We start from the raw sequence: 21,910 nt of genomic DNA on the forward strand, positions 1-21,910 counted from the left end.
GTGGCAAGCCAGGCAGTCGAGAACACGTCACGTGTGCGGCGTTGGGCGCAGCAGTGGAAAGAACTGTTGGACGCTCCGGTCGCCACTTACCACATCGTGTTGTGGAGTGTCGTGATCCTGACGTCGTTTGGTCTCATCATGGTGCTCTCTGCCTCGTCAATCACGTCATATGCGGGTGGTGAAGGCAGTCCCTTTACTGTTTTTATGAGGCAGGCTCTCTTCGCAGTGGTTGGACTGATCGTCATGTTCATCGTTGCGCGCTTCAAAGTTGAGACGTGGAAAAAACTGGCTCCTGTGCTTCTTATTGGGGGTCTTGCCTTGCAGGTACTTCCACTGACCCCCCTTGGCGTGGAGGTCAACGGGAACCGGTCATGGTTTTCTGTGGGTGGTGGCTTCCGCGTTCAACCGGCAGAGTTCGTCAAAATTGCTCTGTCGTTGTACATCGGCCGTTTTATGGCCGCGAAAAACAAAGCGCTTTCATCTTTCAGCGTCGTCATCCCCGTCCTCGCCGCCACCAGCCTGTCTATCGGGCTTGTGATCGCTGGGCACGACCTCGGGACTGGGATTGTCCTTATCGCTGTTGCACTTGGTTCGCTCTTTGTGGGTGGGTTGCCGTGGAAGTGGCTTCTGACGCTCGCAGCTGCCGCAGTCGCCGGCGTGGCTGTGCTGGTTTTGACGAACGCCAACCGTTTGGCCCGTATTCAAGCACTTTTCACTGGCCACTCATCCGATGTCTCAGACCCTCTTGGACAGCATTGGCAGTCTAACCACGGCCTGTACGCGCTGGCCTCCGGTGGATGGCTGGGAGTTGGTCTTGGGGGTAGCCGGGAAAAGTGGGCGTGGCTGCCAGAAGCTCACAATGACTTCATCTTCGCCATTATCGGCGAAGAGTTAGGACTTGTTGGCACCCTTGCTGTGGTTGTCCTGTTTGGGCTTCTGAGCTACGGAATCGTGCGCATCATCATGCGTTCCCAAGACCGGTTTGTGCAAACAGTTTCTGCTGGGCTTTTGGCGTGGCTGGCTGGCCAAGCGTTTATTAACATCGCGGTAGTGACGGGCCTTTTACCTGTTATTGGTGTTCCGTTGCCGTTTGTGTCCTACGGTGGTTCATCACTGGTTGCGACACTGTTGGGTGCGGGGGTTTTGTTGTCTTTTGCACGGTCTGAGCCTGGTGCTTCAGAGGCGCTGGCGTCACGTGGTTTTCACGTGCGGAGTGCGTTGCTGGGCCGAATGTCAAGAAAGAGTAAGAATGGTTAACGTTCTTTTTGCTGGTGGAGGAACAACGGGGCACGTGGCGCCAATGCTCGCCATTGTGCGCGACTTCAAGTTCCAAGACCCGGACGGTCATGTGACGATCCTGGGAACCGAAGAAGGGCTGGAGAGCCGGCTGGTTCCGCAGGCTGGTTATGAGCTCAACACGATCGAAAAGGTGCCGTTTCCCCGTTCGATCAACGCTTCGACAGTGAAGTTTCCCGGGCGTTTGCTCCGTACAGTTTCACGCACCAAGGATCTGATCAAGAAGAATAACGTTGAAGTTGTTGTGGGTGTTGGTGGGTATGTGTCCACGCCTGCGTACTTGGCTGCGAAATCCCTGCGGGTGCCTATTGTGATCCATGAGGGCAATGCGGTTCCTGGGCTTGCGAACAAGCTGGGGGCGCGTTATACCAAGCACGTGGGTTACACGTTTGCGTCCACTCCGTTGAAGGGGAAGCACGTGGGGATGCCCATGCGTCGCGAGATTGCCCAGATCAACCGCAAAGACCCTTTGACCCGCTACCAAGCGATGCAGAAGCTTGGCTTAGACGCGTCACTTGCGACCGTGATTGTCACGGGTGGTTCCAGTGGAGCCCAGGCTATTAATGACGCTTTCTGTGACGCGGTAGACGAAATCCAGCGCACAGGTGTTCAGGTGCTTCACATCACGGGTGCCGGGAAGGCTGACAAGATCCGGGGGAGCACGGCTGATCTGCGCAACTACCACGTGACTGAGTACGTTGACGGAATGGAAACGGTGTATTCGGCTGCGGACCTTTTGATTTGTCGTGCTGGCGCAGGGACCGTCGCCGAGGTGACCGTCGCCCAGGTGCCCGCCCTGTATGTTCCGCTGGCGATTGGCAACGGCGAGCAGGTCAAGAATGCGCACGACCCGGTTACCGCGGGAGGTGCCCTCATGGTGGACAACGCCGCGTTTAGTGCAACGACGATTAGGAACACGGTCATTCCGCTGGCTAAAGATCCACACCGTTTGCGCAACATGACCAAACGTTTGAAGGAGCTTAAGTTCCCGGCAACTGCGGACCGCGACATGACGCGCATGATTTTTGAGGCGGCGAACGTCCCATATCCAGACCGGCCGTACCCGTATGAACTGATGACCCGTGACGAACGAGAGGACCTGACGTGAGCACGTACCACTTTATTGGGATCGGGGGAGCCGGTATGTCCGGTATTGCCCGCATCATGCTCAGCCGGGGCTACACCGTGACTGGTTCTGATGCAAAGGAGTCTTCGGTAGTCGAAGCTTTGCGGGCTCACGGCGCTCACGTGTTCATTGGGCACGACGGTTCACACGTCGAAGGGGCGGATACGGTGGTTGTGTCTTCTGCTATTCGACACACGAACCCTGAGATCGTGCGTGCAGAAGAACTGGGCATTCCAGTCATCCACCGTTCGGATGCTCTTGCCACCCTCATGGAGGGAAAGCGGACCATAGCGATCGCTGGGACACACGGAAAAACTACTACCACCTCGATGACCACTGTAGCTTTGCAAGCGGCCGGAAAGGACCCGTCCTTTGCTATTGGTGGTCAGCTGTCAAAAACCGGGACCAACGCGCACGCTGGATCAGGTGACGTGTTTATCGCTGAGGCTGATGAGTCTGACGGCTCGTTTTTGAAGTACCGTCCTGAGGTCGGAGTCATTACAAACGCCGAAGCCGACCACCTTGACCACTATGGGAGTTGGGAGCGAGTGCGGGAAGCGTTCGTCGAGTTTGGTTCCCATGTGGGCAACATGGGCGGGACGCTCATTGTGTGTGCAGATGACAAGGGCGCAGCATCGATTGGGCGTGAGGCTCGCGAGCAGGGAACCAACGTGATCCTTTATGGCGAGAGCGACATTGCTGACGCGCGTGTGAATGCGTCCACCCACGGACAAGGGGTCAGTGTCTCGATCGCTTTTGAAGGTCAAGAGTACGCTTTCGACATCGCGCTTCCGGGAACGTACAACGCATTGAACGCGACAGCAGCGTTTTTAAGTGCACGCGCAGTAGGTGGGGACCCGCAAGGAATTATTCAAGGCTTAGAGAGTTTCACTGGGACCCGTCGCCGTTTTGAACTTCGTGGAATAGAGAAGGGCGTGCGCGTTTATGACGACTACGCCCACCACCCCACAGAAGTGACGGCTTTGCTGACGGCAGCGAAGAAGGTGGTCGACCCGTCGAATAAAGTGCACGTTATTTTTCAACCGCACTTGTTTACCCGCACCAAGAACTTTTACCGGGAGTTCGCGCGCGCGTTGAGCCTGGCAGATGACGTTATTGTTTTGGATGTTTTTCCGGCGCGCGAAGACCCGATTCCCGGCGTGACCGGGGAACTGATTGCACGTGAAGTCACGAGCGACGTCACGTATGTTCCCGCATTTTCCGACGCAGTCCCCACAGTTGTGGAGCGAGTGAAACCCGGCGATATCGTGCTCACAGTTGGCGCTGGTGATGTCACGATTCTGGGGCCTGAGTTACTGGGAGCGCTTGCACAGTGACCACTATCCCGGTGATTGGGAAGAAGCGCGGGATCCACACTGCCGTAAAAGTGGGTTTCGGAATAGTTGCAGGACTGGTGCTCATTGTCTGCCTCATGTTCTTCACACCCATCATGGGTCTCAAAGACGTAAGTGTAGAAACCGGTGATTTGACTCCAGGAGATGAGGTGCGCGCTTTTGTGCTCGAACAAGAAACAGGGCGGCCACTTCCCAGAATTTCGATGACGGGACTTTCGCGCGATATCCGAGAGAAATTCACCAAGTCTGAATATGTCAGTGTGAGGTGGTCCGGTATCAACACTTTGCACGTCACGGTCACGGATAAAGAACCCGTCGCTGCATTTAAAACCAGCAATGGTTGGGTGAGGTACTCATCGCATGGCGAAGAGATCGATGTGGTCCAAAACGACCCCGATCTGGTCAACATTCGCGGCGGAAGCCCAGGTGGAATTGAACAGGCCCTCATCGTGGTTCAACATGTGCCGGACCTTTCGCGTGTCGAATCCGTCGAAGCACAAAAAGAAAATGACATCACAGTGGTGGTGACGCACGAAGAGTCGACGCGCCAAATCCGAGTGGGGGACTCCAGCAACATCGAGAAGAAGTTTGACGTTGCCTTTAAACTCCTCGAACACTCGAAAGAGTACGTCGACGTTTCTACCCCAGATACTCCCGTTGCGCGCTAAAGTTGAATCCAGATCCACACGGCTTGAACGACACACCGGGGCGGTAGTTGCGCGAGCCCGTGAGTGGCAATAGCGTCAAGACAAAGACACCTGTCCCTTAAGCGTCGAAAGAGGAACCGACTTGGCTGAATACCCTCAATCCGGAGCAGACATCAAGGTCGCTGGAACCGGTGGCGGTGGTGTTAACGCTGTACAGCGCATGATCGACGTGGGCCTCCGCGGTGTCGAATTCATCGCGATCAACACTGACGCCCAAGCGCTCGTGCTGTCAGAAGCTGACACCAAACTCGAAATTGGTCGCGAACTTACTCGCGGCCTCGGAGCCGGCGCCGACCCCGAAATTGGGCGCAAAGCAGCCGAAGACTCCGAAGAAGCAATCCAGGAAGCACTCGAAGGTGCCGACATGGTGTTCGTCACCGCCGGTGAAGGTGGAGGAACAGGAACCGGTGCGGCTCCAGTTGTTGCTCGTATCGCACGTTCGCTGGGTGCTTTGACGATCGGTGTTGTTACTCGCCCCTTCACGTTTGAAGGACGTCGCCGTTCAGCGCAGGCAGAAGCCGGAATCGAAGCGCTTCGAAAAGAAGTCGACACGCTGATCGTTATTCCGAACGACCGCCTTCTCACGATTTCTGACCGCAACGTTTCAGTCGTCGAAGCATTCAAATCGGCTGACGAAGTTCTGCGCTCCGGTGTTCAGGGCATCACCGACCTCATCTCTACCCCAGGCATGATCAACCTCGACTTCGCAGACGTGAAGTCAGTCATGCAAGACGCGGGAACAGCGCTCATGGGAATCGGTTCGGCAGTTGGTGAAGACCGCGCTGTCAAGGCAGCCGAAGCGGCCATTGCTTCACCGCTTCTGGAAGCCAGCATCGAAGGTGCGCACGGAGTCCTCCTTTCCATCCAGGGTGGCACCGACCTCGGTCTGTTCGAAGTCAACGAAGCTGCCCGCCTGGTGCAGGAAGCTGCCCACCCGGAAGCCAACATCATTTTCGGTACGGTTATCGACTCCAACCTGGGCGACGAATGCCGCATAACCGTAATCGCTGCAGGCTTCGACGTCCCAGTGAGCGAAACTCAGGCGGCAGCCCCGGCGGTCGCATCGCAAGAGGCGACTCCCACCTCGGACGTCCCTTCCGAGGAAGCGGAAGAGCGTCCAGCTCCCGCTCAACCAGAGGCCCCTGCCGAAGCTCCTCCAGTTCCGGAGTCTCTTCCGGAAGAACGCACCAAGAACTTCGATAACAACATCGAAATTCCGGACTTCCTGAAGTAACCGTGCTCTACAGCCGTTTCGTCCTCCCTAGTAGTCAGGCGCGCGCACATGTCGCCGTCACCGACCGCTGGGGAGGTTTCAGTTCAACCCCTTTCAGTAGCCTGAACCTGGCGCTGCATGTGGGGGATGACGAAACCGTGGTGGCAGCCAACCGAGGAATCGTAGCGAACACGCTGGGGCTCAACCCAGAAGCCTTGCGGTTTGTGGACCAGGTGCACGGAAGCCGTGTCATTGCGTGGGATGAAAACGGCGCATATGACCCGCTGACGGGGGATCGCACGGACTCGGTGACCGCGGACGCACACGTGACAAAAACTCCTGGTTTGGGGTTGGTCGTCATGGTCGCTGATTGCGTTCCGGTGATGTTTGCTGATCCCGAGGCGGGAGTTGTTGGTACTGCGCACGCGGGGCGGGCTGGAATGGTTGACGGGGTCGTGTCTGCGACTGTGGCTGCGATGCGTGAGTTGGGAGCTTCCCAGATCCAGGTGGCTATTGGGCCGTCTATTTGCCCTCGTTGTTACGAAGTGCCGGCTGATATGCGTGATCAAGTTGGGAGCGTTGAACCGGTGACGGCCTCCGTTTCACGTGAAGGCACTCCGGCTATCGATGTGGCCGCGGGAGTTGCGGAACAAGCGGCCCGAGAAGGCTGTGAAATTGTCGACTTCTCCAGTACGTGTACACGTGAGTCCTCCGACCTGTTTTCATACAGAAAAGATGCCGTCACTGGGCGGTTCGGGGCACTTGTGTGGTTAGAAGAAATGGCGACACACCCACTCAAAGACGCGTAACTACGCATGAGCTCCGGTACCTTCAAAAGGTGAGGGAACTTAACCACGAGGAGGGCTAATGTCCACCCTGAAGAAAATCGGCAACTACTTCGGTTTCGGTGAAGAAGAAGCATACAACACTGAACCACGTCACGAACGCAACTCTCAGTACGAAGCAAGCGAGTACGAAGCTCCTGTGTACGAAGAGGAAGAGCAGGAAGAGCCGGCTGACGTGACGCCCATCCGTTCTTCTGTCCGCCCAGTAGAAACGGCATCACCTGCGAACATGTCTAACATTCACGTGATCCACCCACGTAGCTACAACGACGCAAAAGCGATCGGAACGGCTTTCCGCGACGGGATTCCTGTCGTCATGAACTTGACCGCAATGGACGAAGCCAACGCAAAGCGACTTGTTGACTTCTCTGCAGGTTTGATTTTTGGTTTGCACGGATCGATTTCCAAAGTTACCAATAATGTGTTCTTGCTGACGCCTGCCAATGTTGAAGTTGGCGAAGAAACTGATTCGGTAGCAAAAACACAGGCGAGCTTTTTTAACCAGAGCTAATTCGTGATTGTTCCCTCTGACGGGCTACCGTATACGGTGGTCCGTCAATTTTTTCTGAAAGAGGTCTCGTGGCGATAGTCCTACAGATTCTTGCGTGGCTTTTGTCTCTGTATGTGTACGTACTGATCGGACGTGTCATTATCGATCTCATTCAAATCTTTGCCCGGGACTGGCGCCCAACCGGTGTGGTGCTGGTGCTGTGTGAAACTATCTACACCCTCACCGATCCTCCAGTGCAGGCGATTCGGAAAGTTATTCCTCCCCTTCGCTTGGGAAACGTGGCGATTGACCTGGGGTTTATCCTCTTATTTATTGGGGTTCAGATGCTTTCGAGATTTCTCTTCGTGCTCTCGACTCAGGTAGGTTAGACTGACTTCAAATGATGACTTGACACATTCATGCTGGTGGTGCGGTATTGTGGCAGTGATCATCGAAATAAGTATTTGTACGCACAACCGAAGGTGGCCACATGGCTCTTACGCCTGAAGACGTAGTCAACAAACAGTTCCAGCACGTTAAATTCCGTGAGGGATATGACGTAGACCAGGTCGACGACTTCCTCGACGAGGTAGTCGTTGAGCTGCGTCGTTTGAACGAAGAGAATGATTCGCTTCGTCGGAAACTGTCTGTGGCTGAGCAGCGTGTAGCTGAACTCGAAGCCAAGGGCTCACAGGGTGAAGACGTGAACGCTACCCAGGCCATGCCAGCTGCCATGGGTGCTCCTAAGAAGGACGAGGCTAAGCCTGTCGTCCCTCCTCAGCAACCAGCCGCTAAGGCAGGTGAAGAAACTCAGGTCGCACCTGCAGTTGCGACTCCTGTTGCTAAGCCAGCAGCCGCTCCGGCTGCACCTGCTGCAAGCGCTACCGCACCCGCCGCAGCCCCAGTATCTAGCGACAAGGACGCTCACGGCCTGATTGCGCTGGCACAGCGCGTTCACGACGAGTACGTTGCTGAAGGTGAGAAGACCCGTGATCGCCTGATCGGCGAAGCGAAGAAGAGGGCTGCTGATATCGTTTCCGAAGCTCAGAATAAGCGTGACGAAACCCTGCAGCAGCTCGAATTGCAGAAGGTCAACTTGGAGAAGGACATCGACGGCCTGCAGAACTTCGAACGCCAGTACCGTACCCGTCTCAAGAGCTACCTCAGCGACCAGTTGCGTGCCCTCGAAAGCTCTGGATCACTCGCACCGGAAACCCTTTCGCAGAACACCAACCAGTCCCTGTAACGTCAGGGTCCGTGTGTAGTCTTTGACACAAACACGTTAAACGCACCGCACGTTTCGGCGTGCGGTGCGTTTGTATATTCTAAGATCAAACCTGATAAAGAGCCCTAAGGAGAACTACGTGAGCACTCGAGCTGTGACGCTGTATGCACTCGCACTAGGTGTCATTGCGATCGATCAGCTCACAAAGGTTCTCGCAGTGAAGTTCCTGCAAGGCGAGCCACGCATTGCCATTGTGGGCGATTTTGTTGGACTCACGTTCCTCCGCAACCCCGGAGCGGCTTTCGGTCTTGGTTCGGGGGCCACCTGGGTCTTTTCCGTCATCGCGATAGCGGTGTTTGCTGTCATCGTGTTTATTTCGCGGAAACTTGCTTCGACGTGGTGGGCGATCGGTTTGGGGTTGCTATTAGGCGGTCTGACGGGAAACCTAATCGACAGGTTTTTCCGCATGCCAGCCAACGGGGAAGTTCCGCAGTTCATGCACGGAGCGGTTGTCGATTTCATTGATTTGTACTTTTTTGTGTGCAACATTGCTGATATCGCAATTACCGGTGCAGCCGTCCTTATCGCACTCCTGACACTCAAAGGAACCAGTATCGACGGGAGGGAAGAATAGTGGAACGCTCAATTCTGGTGCCCGAAGGGCTTGAAGGCGAGCGCGTCGACACCGCACTGTCGCGTCTCCTTGGCCTCTCCCGCTCGGTCGCTGCTGGAATGGCCGAAAGCGGCGACGTTGAAGTCGACGGAGTTAAAGTTCCCAAATCGATGCGCGTGACGACGGGTGCACGCATCGACGTGACCATGCCCAAACCCAAAGAACCGCTCTCAATCGTGGCAGAACCAGTCCCGGGAATGAACGTCATCTATGATGACGACGCTTTTGTGGTTGTCGACAAACCCGTGGGCGTTGCAGCACACGCAGCAGCTGGGTGGTCGGGCCCCACCGTGATAGGCGGACTTGCCGCGGCCGGATACCAGATTGCCACCTCGGGAGCGGCGGAACGACAGGGGATCGTACACCGCCTGGATGTGGGCACCTCGGGAGTCATGGTGGTCGCCAAAGGCGAACACGCCTACTCCGTTCTGAAACGGGCCTTTAAAAACCGTACCGTCGACAAGACCTACCACGCGCTCGTCCAGGGACTCCCAGACCCCGTCGTGGGCACAATCGAAGCCCCCATTGGGCGCCACCCACGCAAAGACGGCCTTTACGCGGTACGCACAGACGGCAAACACGCGGTCACTCACTACGAAGTGCTGGAAGCGTACAGGTCGGCCTCGCTTGTCGAGGTCAAGCTTGAGACCGGACGTACCCACCAAATCCGTGTGCACATGTCCGCAACCAAGCGGCCCTGCTGCGGCGACCTTCCCTACGGGGCAGACCCAGTGCTGGCGCAAAAACTCGGACTCAACCGCCAGTGGCTCCACGCCGTCAAACTTGGTTTTGAGCACCCCGAAACCGGAGAATATGTTGAGTTCGAATCGGACTATCCAGAGGATCTAGCAACCGCGCTCGAACGTCTACGAGCAGCACAGTGGTGAGGTAATTGGCTGACGACTTCGTACATCTGCACGTTCACACCGAGTACTCCATGCTCGACGGGGCGGCTCGCCTGGGCGACCTCATGGCAGCGACCAACGAATTGGGAATGCGAGCGTTGGCCACCACCGACCACGGCTACCTGTTCGGCGCTTTCGACTTCTGGAACCAAGCAACCAAAGCCGGTATCAAACCCATCATTGGTGTCGAAGCCTATGTGACCCCCGGAACCGCCAGGAACGACAAAACGGTCGTCAAATGGCGCACCGACGAATCACAGCGCTCCGACGACGTGTCAGGAGGTGGGCGCTACACGCACATGACCCTCCTATCGCGCAACAACCGAGGCATGCAGAACCTGTTCAAAGCGTCCTCACTGGCCTCCTTGGACTCCGCATTGGGGAACCGTCCGCGTTTAGACCGGGAACTCTTGCAGAACTATTCGAATGGCCTCATCGCAACCACGGGATGCCCGTCAGGTGAAGTCCAGACACGTCTGAGGCTGGGCCAGTACGAAGAAGCTCGCAAAGCAGCGGGGGAGTACCGCGAAATCTTTGGAGCAGACTACTACTTCTGTGAACTCATGGACCACGGACTCGAAATTGAACGCCGAGTCACCAAGGACCTGTTGCGACTGGCTAAAGAACTCAACCTGCCTCTCGTCGCCACGAACGACTTGCACTACACACACGAATCAGACGCCACAGCGCACGAAGCTCTGCTGGCCCTACAGTCTGGGTCCAAGCTGCTCGAACCCACCTATGAACAAGGTGGAAGCAGGTTCGCGTTCTCTGGCACCGGGTACTACCTCAAGTCGCCGGCTGAAATGCGACATCTGTTCAAAGAACTGCCTGAAGCATGTGACAACACGCTTAAAATTGCGGACATGTGCGAAGTGTCTTTTGACACCAGCGCGAACTACATGCCCAAGTTCCCAACGCCAGAAGGCGAAGACGAAACGTCGTGGCTCATCAAAGAAGTGGACAAAGGTCTCCACTACCGGTATCCACAGGGCATCCCCGATGAGGTGCGCAAACAAGCCGACTACGAACTCGACATCATCATCAAAATGGGCTTCCCCGGCTACTTCTTGGTGGTCGCCGACTTCATCAACTGGTCCAAGGACAACGGGATCCGCGTGGGCCCAGGTCGTGGGTCTGGAGCGGGTTCAATGGTGGCGTACGCGATGCGTATCACCGACCTCGACCCCCTTCAACACGGCCTGATCTTTGAACGGTTCCTCAACCCGGAACGTGTGTCCATGCCGGACTTCGATGTCGACTTTGACGACCGCCGACGCTCCGAGGTCATCGACTATGTGACACAGAAATACGGTTCCGAATACGTCGCCATGATCGTGACGTACGGAACCATCAAGACCAAACAGGCACTCAAAGACGCTGCTCGTGTGCTTGGGCATCCGTTCTCCATGGGTGAAGAACTCACAAAAGCCCTCCCACCTGCCGCAATGGCAAAGGACATTCCCCTTACCGACATCGAAAACCCGGAAGCACCTCGGTATAACGAAGCCGGCGACTTCCGTAACCTGCTCGCCACCAATGAGCAGGCCCGCGAAGTATTTGAAACCGCCCGAGGTCTCGAAGGGCTGAAGCGGCAGTGGGGAGTTCACGCGGCCGGCGTCATCATGTCCTCCGAGCCCATTATTGATGTCATCCCCATCATGCGGCGCTTCCAAGACGGCCAGGTGATCACCCAGTTTGATTACCCCACCTCGGAAGGGTTGGGGCTTATCAAGATGGACTTCTTGGGCCTGCGAAACCTCACTATCATTTCGGATGCTCTTGAGAATATTCAACGCAACCGCGATGTGGAGATCGACCTTGAGCGTTTGGAGCTTGACGACGAAGACACGTATAAGCTTCTGGCGCGCGGGGACACACTGGGCGTGTTCCAGCTCGACGGAGGGGGCCTGCAGGGGCTTTTGAGGCTCATGCAACCGGACAACTTCGAAGACATTTCCGCAACCTTGGCGCTGTACCGCCCTGGGCCCATGGGCGCGGACTCGCACACGAACTACGCCAAGCGTAAAAACGGTTTACAAGAAATCACGCCGATCCACCCTGAGCTTGCCGAACCGCTCAAGGAAATCCTGGACACCACGTACGGTCTGATCATCTACCAGGAACAGGTGATGGCGATCGCGCAGAAGGTGGCCGGGTACTCATTGGGCCAGGCAGATATTTTGCGCCGTGCGATGGGTAAGAAGAAAAAGGCCGAACTGGACAAACAGCAGGTCGGGTTCTTTGGGGGCATGAAGGAGCGCGGATACTCCGAAGAGGCCGCCCAGGCTCTGTGGGACATCTTGCTGCCGTTCTCCGACTACGCGTTCAACAAGGCCCACTCCGCTGCGTATGGTGTGGTGTCGTACTGGACGGCGTACCTAAAAGCCCACTATCCGGCCGAGTACATGGCCGCACTTCTGACGAGTGTGGGCGACAACAAGGACAAACTGGCGGTGTACTTGGGTGAGTGCCGCAAGATGCACATTACGGTTCTGCCGCCAGATGTGAACGAATCTGAACTGAACTTCACACCTGTTGGGAATGACATTCGCTTTGGTATGGGAGCAGTGCGCAACGTGGGTCACAACGTGGTTGACGGCATTGTGGAATCGCGTACCGAAAAGGGCGCGTTCACGTCGTTCTCTGATTTTCTTGACAAGGTTCCGTCGCATGTATGCAACAAGCGTACGGTGGAGTCGTTGATTAAGTCCGGCGCATTTGACTCCCTGGGGCACACCCGCAGGGCGTTGGTGGAGATCCACGAAGAAGCCGTTGATTCAGTAGTAGGAGTGAAGCGCCAGGAAGCAGCCGGTCAGTTCGATCTTTTTGCTGGCTTAGGTGGTGATGACGCCGCGAGCTTTTCAGTTCCGATCCCTGACCGCGTGGAGTGGGATAAGAAAGAGAAGCTGGCCTTTGAGCGCGAGATGATTGGGCTGTACGTTTCTGACCACCCGTTGAACGGACTTGAGGGAGTCATCGCCTCTGAGTCTGATCTGCCTCTTGTGGATCTCATCAGTCAGGGACGGTCCGAAGGTTCCACTATTACGGTGTGTGGCATGATCACGTCGTTGGTGCGGAGAGTGTCCAAGAACTCGGGGCGTCCGTACGCGATTGTTACGATCGAAGACTTGGAAGCCTCAATTGAGGTTCTGTTCTTTGGCGATGTGTATGAACCTGTTGCTGACATACTCACAAGTGACTTGGTTGTGACGATTCGTGGACGTGTCAAACAGTCTGAGGACCGGCCCATTAGCTTGATGGCGCAGTCCGTGACTCTTCCAGACATTTCCAACGCTTCTGGTACTCCATTGCAGCTGACGATCCCGCTGGATCGTGCAACTGAGGGCACTATTGAGGAACTGGACGAGATCCTGCGTGCGAACCCCGGGCCCACTGAAGTACGAGTCAACGTATTGGAACCGGGTAAGCGGACATTGATTCGCTTGAACCGGCGGGTGGAAACTGGGCCCAGTCTCTTTGGAGATTTGAAGGCGCTGTTAGGGCCACGCTGTTTGGGCTGACGAGCCGTGTGTGAAAGCAGGGGCGCCGAGGTGTCGCTACGGTGCCTGAGTAGAATGGCTGTGTGACTGAACTGCTAAGAATCATCAATGTGCCAGCCGAAGTTTCTACTCGTGAGCTTCGCTCACTCGTTCCCCGGGCACACGATTCTTTGGACAGGGCCCGTTCCAGTGTTGCCCCGGTGGTAGAGGATGTCCGTGCCCGAGGTCGTGCAGCAGTTCTTGAGGCAACCTCGCGTTTTGACGGGGTTACGGTGGAACAGATCCGGGTGCCGCACGAAGAGCTCGCTCGTGCTTGTGACGAGTTGGACTCAAGGGTACGCGCGGCTCTTGAAGAGTCGATTGCGCGGTTGCGCCAGGTAAGTGCCCGCGATGTTCCGCAGGGTTCGACAACGGAGTTTGACGGTTCTTTTGTATCGACGCGGTGGACGCCCGTTGACCGTGTTGGTTTGTATGTTCCTGGGGGTCGTGCGGTGTATCCGTCGACGGTTGTCATGAACGCGGTTCCCGCGCAGGTTGCAGGAGTGGAGTCACTGGCTCTCGCGTCACCTCCCGGCCCGTCTGGATTGCCGCACCCGGTGGTCATGGCGACAGCTGAACTGTTAGGCGTTGAAGAAGTGTGGGCCATGGGCGGTGCCCAAGCGATCGCCGCGTTTGCTTACGGTTTTGACGACGGCGAAGTATGCGAACCTGTGGACGTGATCACCGGGCCAGGCAACGCATATGTGGCAGGTGCTAAGTCACTTGTCCGGTCATTCGTGGGCGTTGATTCGATTGCTGGACCCACTGAAATCATTGTGTGCGCTGACGCTCAGGCTAAGCCAGAGCTCGTCGCCACTGATCTCATCAGTCAGGCAGAACACGACCCGTTAGCGGCGTCAGTTCTTGTTACGGCTTCGGCTGATCTGGTGACTCGCGTGCAGGATGAACTGGCCCGTCAGCTCGAGACGGCGAAACACCGTGAGCGGATTCGTGAAGCTTTTGCGGGGCCTCAGTCGGGTATTTTGTTGGTTGATTCACGCTCAGACATGGTGCGCGTGGCCAATGTGTATGCGGGAGAACACGTAGAGGTTATGGTTGAGGACCCTCACGAGTTTGCACGCGAACTGCGCCACGGTGGAACAATCTTCATTGGCGACTACTCACCGGTGGCGCTGGGGGATTACTGTTCTGGCTCGAACCACGTGTTGCCCACGAGCGGAACGGCGACCCATGCGTCTCCACTGGGGGTTCACAGTTTTATGAAGAGCAGCCAGATCGTGAGTTACACGCGCGACGGTTTATTAGATGTCGCCGATCACATTGAAACACTTGCCAATGCTGAAAACCTTCCCGCACACGGTTATGCTGTGCACCTACGGAGGGAGAGCTAATGCACTGTCCTTTTTGTCGCCACAGTGATTCGCGCGTCGTCGATTCGAGGACCGCTGAAGACGGCGCATCAATCCGGCGTCGTCGCCAGTGCCCCAACTGTTCACGACGGTTCACCACGATTGAGGCTACGAGCCTGTCTGTGATCAAGCGTTCGGGAGTATCCGAAGAGTTTTCCCGCCAGAAAGTGGTCGCCGGTGTACGAAAAGCGTGCCAAGGACGACCAGTATCCGAAGACGATTTGGCGAAACTCGCGCAACGTGTCGAGGAAAATATCCGGTCACAAGGCATTGCTGAAATCGACGCGGATGAGGTGGGCCTGGCGATTCTTGACCCCCTACGCGAATTGGACCAAGTCGCGTACCTGCGGTTTGCAAGCGTGTACCAAGGATTCGATTCCTTGGAGGACTTTGAAGCCGCTATTTCCTCGCTACGTGCAGAACGCGAAACCGCACGTAGCGAAGAGTGAATCAGGCACTTTTGTAAGCAGAGAACGATTCGATTTGCGCCTTTGCCTGGCGTTCTGTGTAAGATAAAAGAGCGCTATGGCGCCCGCCACTGGTGGCTTCGGAGGGGAAGCCGACGCCACCAGTGGCCTTTTCATATTTCTGCAGGTCACTGAGGCTGTTCCTCTACGCCGCTTGCGCCAACTGGGTCTTGCGCGTAATGGCCCTAATTCCCTGCGCAGTGAGCTGACATTCCACATCTTCCGCTGTTGCGCCAGGGCCCCACTCGTGAGCGATTTCAGCCAAAGTCCGCAGATACGTTCCGTAGGTTGACGCGGTCCACGCTGACCGCTGTTTCATCTTTAAAGCCCGCGCAATTCGACCGTCGAGTATCAATGGCATGTTCTCGCTTTCGTACAACGGGTTACGGCGCGAAAAGTACATGAGCTTAGTGAAATGTGACGGTCCCACGAATGGAATACGCATGTCTGTACTCCATGCCCAGTACGCGTCTTCGGGTTCACATTCACGTGTGTGCGTGATCGCCTCGAAAAGCCGTTCAGCAAAATCTTCCGTGGTAGGTGGCTTGCACGCTCGATAAACAGACCGTGGAGCGTTTCCAGCAGCCCACATGCTCACGCCGGCGTAGAAATTCAGTGCTGATTGAGGGCCATCAATGTGTGCGCCCAGATTAAAAAGAGTCCAGCGACTCATGACTTCACTCGCCCCATCGAGAATGGGAGGGCGGTTGCCTGTCCAGTATTTGTCCCAGTGAGCTCTGCGCACGGGGGCCGACAGAGACGGTACGTGGGGGATATGTGGACTAAATGTTTGAATGAGTTGGGTGTACATGTTTCCTCCTGTTTTGTGTTGTGTACACGATCGTGACAGGAGGCACTGACACAGTTTTCGGTTTACAGATACGCGTCTAAGACTGACTCATTCGACGTGACAACTGTGAGACGCGAAGTAGCGCGCGTCAACGCAACGTACAACTCACCCACGCCCTTCTGCGATTGCGCAACAAATGCAGGCTCAAAAATCACCACGTTGTCGAACTCGAGACCCTTGGCTCCAAAAGGAGTGAGAACCGCAACCGTACGGTCGATTCCAGCGGGCCCAACCCCGTAGTCAAGTCCGGCGTCGGTCAGTGTAGCTTCAATGATTTCGCGGTGCTCAACCGCCGTTATCACCGCGCACGTGCCACCTAAATCTTGCTCGCCCAGCACTGAAGCCAAGCGGCTCGCAGACTCAGAGACCGACGACGTCCGGACGACCTCGGGATCGTGGGTGCCCTCCCTGACCGGAGTGGGAACAGCCAGCGTGGGGAAGTGGTCCATGAGAAGCTGATTGGCAATCGACATGATGCGCCCCGGTGTGCGGTACGAAACAGTGAGCTCTTGCGCGTCAAAGGAGTCGACGTGCGGGGACAACATGGTGTTCCACGTGCGCTCTGAGTCCACAACCGAAGCCTGCGCAAGGTCCCCCACAAGGGTGGCGGACTTGGACGGCACCCGGTTAAACAGAAGTCGCAACTGCATGGGGCTGAGCTCTTGCGCCTCATCGACGATCAAGTGGCCATATGTCCACTCACGGTCCTCGCTGGCCCGTTCGGCTAGGGTCTGAGCCGAACTCGCATCCGCATACCGCTGAGCCAACTGCTCAGCAGAGATGAGATCGCCCGTTCCTGTCATCTCAAGGACACGTTCGGCGTACTCGACCTCCTGGGACGGTGCCTGCGCCTGGCCAGGTGCGGTACCTAACAGTTCAGCCAACTCGTCCAAAAGGGGGACGTCCTCAATCGTGATCTCTGACCCTGCAGGACGCCGTAGCCGCGCCATCTCCTCAAAACTCAACACGTTGTCGGCTGCCGCCACCAGCTTGTGCGGCTTCGAAAACAGGGCGTCCAGGACACCTAGGGGAGTCAACGGGAGCCAGTGCGTATTGATCGCAACACGCGCGTCGCGAGAGCGACGCACATCGTCAACGACCTCGGCGATCTGATCTTCTGAGGCGCCCCCTTCACCGTTTTCCACGATCCGCTGCGCCAGCGCGTTCATCAAAGTGGTTGCAAAAACCTCGCGTGCGCGGTTGTGCTTATACCCGGACCTGCGTGCCCGATCCCGTGCCGTCTTGACCATGTCGCGTGTGAGTGTGACCCGTCGCAGCCCTACGTTCAGCTCGATATCTGAAGCCGGGATTCGCTGGTAGTTTCGTACTGCGCGGGACAGCACTTTGACCATACGAAGGTCGCCTTTGACCGCCGAGGTCGAAAAAGAGTCCCGGAGCGTCGTGTCGATCCCTGGGAATAACTGGCCCGGCGTTAACAGGACAGCACCGGTTTCGCCCAGGCTGGGCAGAACCTTTTCAATGTATTTGAGGAACACCGGAGACGGCCCAACGATGAGGACGCCCGACTGCGCAATTTTGGTGCGGTGCTTATACAGAAGGAATGCGGCGCGGTGGAGGGCGACAGCGGTTTTTCCGGTTCCGGGTCCACCTTGAACGACTACGACACCAGACAGCGGCTTGCGAATAATCGCATCCTGTTCTGCCTGAATCGTTTCGACAATATTAGACATACGACCCGTACGGTGCGCGTCGAGTGAGGCGATCAGCGCACCTTCTCCACGCAAGTGTCTACGTTTGTCGGAGTCTAGGTCGCTTAAGCTCATGACATCGTCTTCAATGCCCACAACTTCACGCCCGCGCGTTGTGAGATGGCGCCTGAGAACAAGGTTTTCTGGCTGCGCTGCAGTTGCGCGATAGAATGGTTCGCTGGCCGGTGCCCGCCAGTCCATGAGTAGCTGAGACCGGTCCTGGTCGCTGATACCGATCCGCCCAATATACGTGGTAGTGCCGTCGCGGTCGTCAATACGACCAAAGCACAGGCCTTCTTCCGCGCTGTTGAGGCGAATGAGCTGGTCTTCGTACACCGTGGCAAAAGCGTCGCGCTCGGACCTGTTCTGGTGGTGGTTTCCCACGTGGGTGAGCCGTACGTTCTGGAGTTTTTGGGTGGTTTCGGTACGGAGTTCGTCTAGCCTCGTGTAGACCGCATCGACGTGTTGCTGCTCGATGGAAATTTCGTTCAAATTGTTCACCCTGTACCTTTCCGGCATTCAATTATGCCGGAACCGAACGACCTTGGCATCGAATTCCATGTGAATTTTGGTGTGTGCGCAGTGAGTTAAATCATGCTTGGGTAATTGTCGCCGGGGCAGGCCCTGTTCGCAGGGAGGCCGCGAGTCTTGTCGTATCGAGGGTGCTCGCCGATGCCGTTGCCGCGATAACCACATTTGCACGTTGCCCCCGTGTTCGTCCGCTTGCGTGGATGATGTAGACGTGCGCAAAGTGGGATGATATTGCCTGGATTTCTTGGCGCGCGTGGCCGGGGGTTCCTGCAATATTGAACAACGCCAGGCCCTCTGGTTTAAGCGCCGCGGCGGTGTGGGCAAAGTAGTCGTTGGTTGTGAGTGCTTGGGGAGTGGTGTCTCCTGCGAACGCGTCGCGTACGACGATGTCGATGCTGCCGGGTGCGAACGTGTGGATTTCGCGTGCCCCGTCTCCCACCCGTAGAGCAAGGGCGGGGGAGCGAGGAAGATCGAACCACTCGCGGACATATTCCATGAGAAGTGCGTCGACGTCGATGGCTGTTTGGCGAGACCGCGGGTGGGTGGCGTGCAAACGCCGTGCTAGAGAGCATCCGGCTGCTCCAATGTGGACAGCTCTGACCGAGGTTCCGGGTGGGAACACGTGATCAATTGTGGTTGTCATCCAGTGGAGATATGGAAAATCTAAGCGGGTAGGTTCGCCGATAGTGATCGACGAACTTGGTACGGAGTTGACGTAAAGGACCCACGAGTTGGACTCTCCCGGAATGTTTTCCTTGCGCGCAGTTCCTGTGGATATCTCGACCTCGACGCTGGTGTCTCGTGCCCGTTTCCGTCCCATACGGCCCAAGTGTAATTGTCTTCCCCTGTCACAGCGGTGATGTTAGGGGTACGGGGATGTGCACATTCACTGTGTTGCAGTGGTCCGCAGCTGTGGAGAATACGCCTTTTTCCACAGGGCGAAACGAGTGGGTTACGGGTCAAGCGGATGAGCATGACAGTGAAGTCATGGAAACAATAAACATCAGTACACCAGTCGATATTGTTCATCTCGTCAACATGGCCATGGGGCATGTCCCTCCCGATTCGCTCGTTTTTGTTCTGAAACGAAACGCAACAGGTGTTGGGGCTCTCAGCGGAAGCGTACGTGTCAATTTCGATATGAGAGCCGTCCGCAGGTTCAGCGACGACCTCGCTGATCAAATAGCGCAGGTGGTTTGTCGTTTTGAGCCGTGTGAAGTGGTTTTCCCCGTTTTTTCGTGTGATGAAATCGCCAGAGCTCTTGGACATGCAGGAGAAGAAAAGAACAGCCGGGATGTTCACGCACTTGTGCATGCGTGGATTGCGATAAAACGTGAACTCCTCAAAGTTGGCGTGAGATCAATTCCTCCTGTGTGGACAGGCCACAATAAATGTGGATGGATCCTTGATCCGGAAGAATGCGTACCTGTCCCGAACGTAGAAACCACAACAAACCTGCCACCGTTATCCGCACTCCCACACGCCAGGGACCACGTGCGTAGGCAACTAGAGAATTGCACCGGTGATAAACGGAGTGATCTCGAAGCGCTTATTAGGGATGCGAGTAAGCTTTGTTCCTTTGCTCTTTCAGAAGCTACCCCGTCCGATTGGGACAGTATCCATGTGAGCCCTGGGGCGGTCCGAGCGATCGAGATGTTGAGCGATAACGGCGTTGGCAGAGATGCTCTTATCACCCTGTTTTCTGCACGGCACCCTAGCTTTAGACCCGATGTAGTGGGGCACTTGAGTCCAGAAGGATTTCTGGAAACAATTTTGGAAATCCTAGAAGGGGACATGGAGCGGCATCTTGCTGGAATGGACGCGATCCGGCCCCACATGCCATACACATACTCCGTCCTCATGTATCTCAAACTCGTTGCAGTCCACGCATCTGATGAGTACTTTAGTGAACTCTTGGGCGTGATCGCCTGGTTCGAATGGGTCGCCGGACACAACTCCTACGCGCATCATTTCGCACGGTCAGCGCTCGCTGTCGACTCGGCCAATAGTTTCGCTGGCACTGTTGAAGCGTTTGTGGAACGCGGGATCACCGCTGTGTGGACGCGTTGATTTCACTTGCCGGGAATATCGTGCGAAAATTGGGTGTTGACCCAGTTGTATCCGCGAGGATTTGACTTGGGTCTTAGTACTGCCCGTGTGGCAACTTAGGTGAAAGGTGACTTCGTGCCAGCTGTTGAGAAAGAGAAGCAAGCCTCTACTACTGCAAAGAAGAAGGCAACAACATCTAAAGCCTCTACCACCGCAAAGAAGGCCACGTCGACATCTAAATCAACAGCTTCCAAGACAACCGGCGCAAAGAAGACGGCTTCCACCGCTGCTAAGAAGAGTGCGACTACTGCTAAGAAGTCCACTGCTGCTCCAAAGAAGACTACAACTGCAGCTAAGTCAGCAGCTACCGCTAAGCGTGCGGCCAAGGCAACTGCAGCCAAAGAAGCCGCTAAGAAGACGGCCACCAGACAGAAGGCCCAGGACGCAGAAGACGGTGAGAATGACAAGGTCGAAACCGACGAGGTGGAAGAACTCGCCACAACCGACGAATCGACTGAAACTCGTAATTCTCAAGAAGAGGAAAAGGACGCCCAGATTAAGGAAGCCGGAGGCTTTGTGGTGTCCGATGCCGACGATGAGGACCAGCCTGCACAGCAGGTTGCGACTGCCGGTGCAACCGCTGACCCGGTGAAGGACTACCTCAAGCAGATCGGTAAGGTCGCACTGCTTAACGCTGCCGAAGAAGTCGACCTAGCAAAGCGTATTGAGGCCGGAATGTATGCCGAACACCTTGTCGACGAAGGCAAGGTTACGGATGCGCGGGACCTGCGCGACTATAAGTGGATTATTCACGACGGGCGGATTGCTAAGAACCACTTGCTCGAAGCTAACCTTCGACTCGTGGTGTCGCTCGCAAAGCGCTACACGGGTCGTGGCATGTTGTTCTTGGACCTGATCCAGGAAGGTAACTTGGGTCTGATTCGTGCCGTCGAAAAGTTCGACTACACCAAGGGCTTTAAGTTCTCCACGTATGCAACCTGGTGGATCCGCCAGGCAATTACCCGCGCTATGGCCGACCAGGCACGTACCATTCGTATTCCTGTTCACATGGTGGAAGTCATCAACAAGCTCGCTCGTGTGCAGCGCCAGATGCTTCAAGACTTGGGCCGTGAACCCACACCGGAAGAACTCGCTAAAGAACTCGACATGACACCCGAACGTGTCGTCGAAGTCCAGAAGTATGGACGTGAACCGATTTCTCTGCACACCCCACTGGGTGAGGACGGAGACTCGGAATTCGGTGACCTCATTGAAGACTCAGAAGCTGTAGTGCCCGCTGACTCAGTCAGCTTCACTTTGCTTCAGGAACAGCTCCACTCGGTTCTCGACACCTTGTCAGAGCGCGAAGCTGGTGTGGTTTCGATGCGCTTTGGGCTCAATGATGGTCAGCCCAAGACTCTTGACGAGATCGGCAAGGTCTACGGTGTGACCCGTGAGCGTATCCGCCAGATCGAATCGAAGACGATGGCTAAGCTCCGCCACCCGTCGCGTTCCCAGGTACTCCGCGACTACCTCGACTGATATTCGAGGTAGCCG

General features: G+C 56.2%; 19 protein-coding genes. 16 read left to right on the top strand and 3 right to left on the bottom strand.

The window, feature by feature from the left end:
* The 14 genes from ftsW (at nt 1) to nrdR (ending at nt 15,196) form a co-directional block, all read left to right on the top strand.
* Nucleotides 1–1,257, top strand: a complete 1,257-nt coding sequence (ftsW, locus tag HMPREF0183_RS02160) for a putative lipid II flippase FtsW (protein ID WP_005882358.1) — start codon at nt 1–3, stop codon at nt 1,255–1,257.
* A complete protein-coding gene (murG, locus tag HMPREF0183_RS02165; protein ID WP_005882360.1) occupies nt 1,250–2,404 on the top strand; it encodes an undecaprenyldiphospho-muramoylpentapeptide beta-N-acetylglucosaminyltransferase in 1,155 nt (384 codons plus the stop codon). The genes ftsW and murG overlap by 8 nt, the downstream gene beginning before the upstream one ends.
* Entirely contained in the window at nt 2,401–3,759 is a 1,359-nt protein-coding gene (murC, locus tag HMPREF0183_RS02170; protein ID WP_005882362.1) for a UDP-N-acetylmuramate--L-alanine ligase, read from the top strand. Before murG ends, murC begins: the two co-directional genes overlap by 4 nt.
* Nucleotides 3,756–4,445 carry a cell division protein FtsQ/DivIB gene (locus tag HMPREF0183_RS02175; protein WP_005882363.1) on the top strand — a complete coding sequence of 230 codons (690 nt, stop codon included), beginning with the start codon at nt 3,756–3,758 and terminating at the stop codon, nt 4,443–4,445. Before murC ends, HMPREF0183_RS02175 begins: the two co-directional genes overlap by 4 nt.
* Before the next feature lie 121 nt (nt 4,446–4,566).
* Nucleotides 4,567–5,718, top strand: coding sequence for a cell division protein FtsZ (gene ftsZ, locus HMPREF0183_RS02180; RefSeq protein WP_005882365.1), 1,152 nt, complete (start codon nt 4,567–4,569; stop codon nt 5,716–5,718).
* Nucleotides 5,719–5,720: 2 nt separating this feature from the next.
* Complete coding sequence (gene pgeF, locus HMPREF0183_RS02185) at nt 5,721–6,506, top strand: peptidoglycan editing factor PgeF (RefSeq protein WP_005882367.1); 786 nt, start codon at nt 5,721–5,723, stop codon at nt 6,504–6,506.
* Nucleotides 6,507–6,564: 58 nt separating this feature from the next.
* A complete protein-coding gene (locus HMPREF0183_RS02190; RefSeq protein ID WP_005882369.1) occupies nt 6,565–7,053 on the top strand; it encodes a cell division protein SepF in 489 nt (162 codons plus the stop codon).
* Nucleotides 7,054–7,121: 68 nt separating this feature from the next.
* Nucleotides 7,122–7,421: a YggT family protein gene (locus HMPREF0183_RS02195; protein WP_005882372.1), complete on the top strand. Its 300-nt coding sequence runs from the start codon at nt 7,122–7,124 to the stop codon at nt 7,419–7,421.
* A 101-nt stretch (nt 7,422–7,522) separates the two neighbouring features.
* A complete protein-coding gene (locus HMPREF0183_RS02200) occupies nt 7,523–8,278 on the top strand; it encodes a DivIVA domain-containing protein (RefSeq protein ID WP_005882374.1) in 756 nt (251 codons plus the stop codon).
* Between the two features lie 118 nt (nt 8,279–8,396).
* On the top strand, nt 8,397–8,891 hold the full coding sequence (locus HMPREF0183_RS02205) for a signal peptidase II (protein WP_040347713.1): 495 nt from the start codon (nt 8,397–8,399) through the stop codon (nt 8,889–8,891).
* Nucleotides 8,888–9,817, top strand: coding sequence for an RluA family pseudouridine synthase (locus HMPREF0183_RS02210; RefSeq protein WP_040347714.1), 930 nt, complete (start codon nt 8,888–8,890; stop codon nt 9,815–9,817). The genes HMPREF0183_RS02205 and HMPREF0183_RS02210 overlap by 4 nt, the downstream gene beginning before the upstream one ends.
* Before the next feature lie 50 nt (nt 9,818–9,867).
* A complete protein-coding gene (dnaE, locus tag HMPREF0183_RS02215; RefSeq protein WP_050775323.1) occupies nt 9,868–13,359 on the top strand; it encodes a DNA polymerase III subunit alpha in 3,492 nt (1,163 codons plus the stop codon).
* 62 nt (nt 13,360–13,421) lie between these two features.
* Nucleotides 13,422–14,729, top strand: a complete 1,308-nt coding sequence (hisD, locus tag HMPREF0183_RS02220; protein WP_245527083.1) for a histidinol dehydrogenase — start codon at nt 13,422–13,424, stop codon at nt 14,727–14,729.
* Nucleotides 14,729–15,196 carry a transcriptional regulator NrdR gene (nrdR, locus tag HMPREF0183_RS02225; protein WP_040347715.1) on the top strand — a complete coding sequence of 156 codons (468 nt, stop codon included), beginning with the start codon at nt 14,729–14,731 and terminating at the stop codon, nt 15,194–15,196. The genes hisD and nrdR overlap by 1 nt, the downstream gene beginning before the upstream one ends.
* A 163-nt stretch (nt 15,197–15,359) precedes the next feature.
* Here nrdR and HMPREF0183_RS02230 read toward each other — a convergent pair whose 3' ends face one another.
* The 3 genes from HMPREF0183_RS02230 to HMPREF0183_RS02240 all read right to left on the bottom strand — a co-directional run bounded on the left by HMPREF0183_RS02230 (nt 15,360) and on the right by HMPREF0183_RS02240 (nt 19,124).
* A complete protein-coding gene (locus HMPREF0183_RS02230) occupies nt 15,360–16,025 on the bottom strand; it encodes an 8-oxoguanine DNA glycosylase OGG fold protein (RefSeq protein ID WP_342610854.1) in 666 nt (221 codons plus the stop codon).
* A 62-nt stretch (nt 16,026–16,087) separates the two neighbouring features.
* On the bottom strand, nt 16,088–18,274 hold the full coding sequence (locus HMPREF0183_RS02235) for a HelD family protein (protein WP_245527084.1): 2,187 nt from the start codon (nt 18,272–18,274) through the stop codon (nt 16,088–16,090).
* Between the two features lie 91 nt (nt 18,275–18,365).
* Nucleotides 18,366–19,124 (bottom strand): spermidine synthase, encoded by a 759-nt coding sequence (locus HMPREF0183_RS02240; protein WP_005882388.1) that lies wholly within the window; start codon nt 19,122–19,124, stop codon nt 18,366–18,368.
* A 974-nt stretch (nt 19,125–20,098) separates the two neighbouring features.
* Here HMPREF0183_RS02240 and HMPREF0183_RS13170 point away from each other — a divergent pair.
* Both HMPREF0183_RS13170 and HMPREF0183_RS02250 read left to right on the top strand, forming a co-directional pair.
* Nucleotides 20,099–20,374 carry a hypothetical protein gene (locus HMPREF0183_RS13170; RefSeq protein WP_156798055.1) on the top strand — a complete coding sequence of 92 codons (276 nt, stop codon included), beginning with the start codon at nt 20,099–20,101 and terminating at the stop codon, nt 20,372–20,374.
* A 114-nt stretch (nt 20,375–20,488) separates the two neighbouring features.
* Nucleotides 20,489–21,895 (top strand): RNA polymerase sigma factor, encoded by a 1,407-nt coding sequence (locus HMPREF0183_RS02250; protein WP_040347716.1) that lies wholly within the window; start codon nt 20,489–20,491, stop codon nt 21,893–21,895.
* Nucleotides 21,896–21,910: the final 15 nt, after the last annotated feature.

Origin of the sequence: Brevibacterium mcbrellneri ATCC 49030 (genome assembly GCF_000178455.1) — a bacterium.
Lineage (GTDB): Bacteria > Actinomycetota > Actinomycetes > Actinomycetales > Brevibacteriaceae > Brevibacterium > Brevibacterium mcbrellneri.